Source organism: Klebsiella sp. 141162, from assembly GCF_050600755.1.
GTDB classification, from domain to species: domain Bacteria; phylum Pseudomonadota; class Gammaproteobacteria; order Enterobacterales; family Enterobacteriaceae; genus Klebsiella; species Klebsiella aerogenes.
The window spans coordinates 1-3041 of the sequence record NZ_JAQIRI010000020.1; the positions used below are offsets into that span (position 1 = coordinate 1).

Annotated in this window: 4 protein-coding genes and 1 pseudogene; 4 read left to right on the forward strand and 1 reads right to left on the reverse strand. The window is 45.5% G+C overall.

Annotated elements, in window-relative coordinates; all coding sequences use genetic code 11:
- The 4 genes and pseudogenes from PGR23_RS24335 to PGR23_RS24350 form a co-directional block, all read left to right on the forward strand.
- Nucleotides 1–659 (forward strand): hypothetical protein (locus PGR23_RS24335; protein ID WP_430915669.1); only part of this gene is annotated, 659 nt, incomplete at its 5' end.
- Between the two features lie 14 nt (nt 660–673).
- Entirely contained in the window at nt 674–1108 is a 435-nt protein-coding gene (locus tag PGR23_RS24340) for a hypothetical protein (RefSeq protein WP_047047503.1), read from the forward strand.
- Between the two features lie 896 nt (nt 1109–2004).
- Nucleotides 2005–2382 (forward strand): annotated as a pseudogene (locus PGR23_RS24345) (hypothetical protein); the annotation flags it as partial.
- A 5-nt stretch (nt 2383–2387) separates the two neighbouring features.
- On the forward strand, nt 2388–2762 hold the full coding sequence (locus PGR23_RS24350; protein ID WP_047047497.1) for a hypothetical protein: 375 nt from the start codon (nt 2388–2390) through the stop codon (nt 2760–2762).
- 60 nt (nt 2763–2822) lie between these two features.
- On the opposite strand, the gene PGR23_RS24355 is transcribed toward PGR23_RS24350, so the two are convergent.
- On the reverse strand, nt 2823–3041 hold a 219-nt coding region (locus tag PGR23_RS24355; protein ID WP_430915670.1), incomplete at its 5' end, for a hypothetical protein.

The following is a 3041-nucleotide window of genomic DNA, read 5'->3' on the forward strand; positions in this document are numbered from 1 at the left end:
GTGGCACACTGGTTGGCCCGGCGCAAAAAGCGCTAGCCGAGTATGGCGAAAACGTTACTTACTCGTTGTTGTATAAAGACCTGTATCCGCAGGATGCGAAGAACTTGGAAACGGTGCTTCAGGGACTGGATGCGGGAAGCATTACGCGCGATCAGGCTATCACGGCGATAGCACAGGCATCGGGCGTAAGCTGGGAAATAGTGGCAGGTCGTTATGATACGGCGATGCAGTTGCAGGCGGTGACAGCGGCATTGGCAGGGCTTTATGGTGCAAATAGCCTGAATAGAGCCGGGAAGGCTAATGCATCAGAAGTTACGCCTCAAGGTTATAATATTGATCCCAAGAAATTTGATTACTTTTTTGGGAAAGTTACTACAGGAAGTCCTCACAATATTGAACGTTCAGCACAGAACCTGAAGGATCTTAATACATTGGGAATAAATAATGAGCAGTCACTGATGAACTTATTTAATAAAGCAGCCAGTGATGGCGTTGTTATTTCTCAGAAATCTAATAATTTTGGGACGACTGTAACCAAGAGTATTTCTGTTTCAGATAAAGGTGCGGTTCAGGTCAGTTTCTTCTATCCTGATGGTAATATGTCAGCAACGCCAAAAATTACAACATTGATTCCTAAAATATCGAGTAAGAATAAATGATAAGAATTACGCCCATGACAAAAAATGATTTTTATCATGCTCATATACCTACGGTATTCCATGACGAGGAATATGCTCGTCATTACTATGAGGTGAGTTCCGATGGGAAAAGTATTTTTAAATTTTCAATGCAAAGTGAAATATTTCCTGTTTTTATTGAAATGAGTAGCGTTGTTGCTGTTGGATGTGACCAGACGGTGATATTTTTTTGCCTTGATAACAATAAGATTATTAAGAGGATGTTGCTGTCATCCTTCTTTTATGATTTTAAATTAAGTGATAAATATATTTATATTATATGCGAAATTGAAGTAATTATTCTTTTAAGAGAAAATCTTGAAGAGTATAAAAATATTGAGTTTATCGAATACATAGATCATGTAGATATAAATAAATCTGATATGTTAGTCCATTTTATTGATGGATCGAGTGAGAGTATCTGTATATGACTGCATAAGATCCCGGCCCTTCCGCCGAGATCTTCTTTTTAGCCGTCAGCCTCACCCAAAATGCCCGCGCTCACGCTTGATCGCCGGACGATCCCTTGCGTCGTCAGGCTGCGGTGGCTCGCACCGCGTTGCCCGTACCTGCCTCGCCTACTTCCGCAGCCCGCTCAGGTTCAGAGTGGTCATGCAATAGCAGCTCCTGGTCAGGCTGGTGTGTCACAGGGTACCGTTCCGTCGCCAGCGGGCTCTGTGCCACCCGCACCCGCAGGACCCGCTGGCGCGGGTTGCCGGTAGGGACCGGTTAATGCAACGGGTAATGCCAGGGGGAGGAGTGGCTGCTATGATGCAGGTGTTACAGACCGGAAGGTCACGGCGGGGCGGTAGCGTGTCGAGGGCTGAAAACGCACGTCGGGGCACTGGTGCCGGGTCATCAGAACGCAGCAGAAAAAACCGTTCTAACCAACGGAAATTACTAGGGAAAGGTGGTTCAGGCAGCCAGCTTCACGACAGAAAAAGTTGTTGTGGAGAATAACTCTCTGGCCGGGGATGAAGCCCGGAAATCAGTTAAAGAGAGCGCCGCGTGGTGGAAAACTCAGGTCAGGGACAAACTTGGCGAGGGCACGACTTCTTCCATCGCAAACGGTATTATCAATGCCCTTGCAGATACTGGTGATGCAGCATTAGGTTCAGCAGATTATGTTGCGGATACAGCAATGGCGCTGGCTTCATGTGCTGCGGGTGACAGTTATTGCAGCAGAGCAATGAGCGATCTAGCCGGGAAAAATCAGGCAGTGGCCGATAGTGTTGCCGCTCTGATGAAAAGCGAAACTTGGTCAGCGGTTGCGGATACGGTCAAACAGGCGGCCGGAGGAAATCAGGCTGCGCTGGAAGCCACTGGCGGATTGCTGGCAGGTATTATCTTGCCGGGTAAGAAAGTACCCGCCGCAGCAAATCGAATTGAAACGATACTTAAATCTGAGAAAAGTTGGGAAAGTGCACGAAATAAGGCATTGGGTATTGTTGGTAATTTAGGGGCAGACTCTAAACCTGTAATTGGGCGGTTAGAAGTAAGTGCAGGGAATGGAAAAGTAATTGGACGTCAATCTAGTGATGGTAAAGTTGGCTGGCGTGTTGATTATGATCCTGAAAAGGGAACGCACATTAATATATGGGATTACTCTCAAGGAAAAGGGCCGGGAAAAGCAGTCAAGCAAGTCATACCATTTGAAGGTAATGAAAAATCATTTGAAACCATATTGAAACAGTTGAATAGGTAGAGCAAATGACTTTATTTGATGAGTGTAAAGAAGCCCTTAGCGCTGATTTTGATGTGCTTGAAGGTCAGCGCGAGAAGGAGGCTATTAATATTTTGCATCAATTTCCATTTGCTAATGGAAATATATTATGGGCAGATCTTAAGTATTCGGATTATGAGGATATGAACGCTCTTATATCAGATAATCATAACAAAAATGACGATGTGTTCGTTTTTGTAGATGATATTAGCATTCCTATTTTTAGAACTAAGCTGATTTTGATTGCTGAGAATATTTATGACGTTACAGCTTTATCACCGAAGTTATTTATTTTTAACAATGAATTAATATTACAGCCTTTGTTTCCAACTGAAATAATCCGTTTAGGTATGAAGAGTTAGCAGCATTTTAAGATCCCGGCCAGAAGTGATCTGTCCGGGATCGTTTTATCGGTTGTTACCCTACCCAAAATGTCCCTTGCCACGCTTGATCACCGGCAGATCGCCGGTGTCGTTAAGCGCGCCGGGGAAGGCCTTAAGCCACTGCTTCATCTTCGGCCCGTTAACGGAGACTACGCTTAGCCCCTCAGTATCAGCGGCGCGGGCAGCTTCGGCGACCAGTTCAAGGGCAATATGCCGGGCGGGATGATTGCGGCGGCGGGCAACAGTGGGCATGCCGAA

Bases quoted from the DNA above. Each gene is read 5' to 3' on its own strand.
- PGR23_RS24340 (WP_047047503.1), top strand. From the start codon at position 674: ATGACAAAAAATGATTTTTATCATGCTCATATACCTACGGTATTCCAT.
- PGR23_RS24350 (WP_047047497.1), top strand. From the start codon at position 2,388: ATGACTTTATTTGATGAGTGTAAAGAAGCCCTTAGCGCTGATTTTGAT.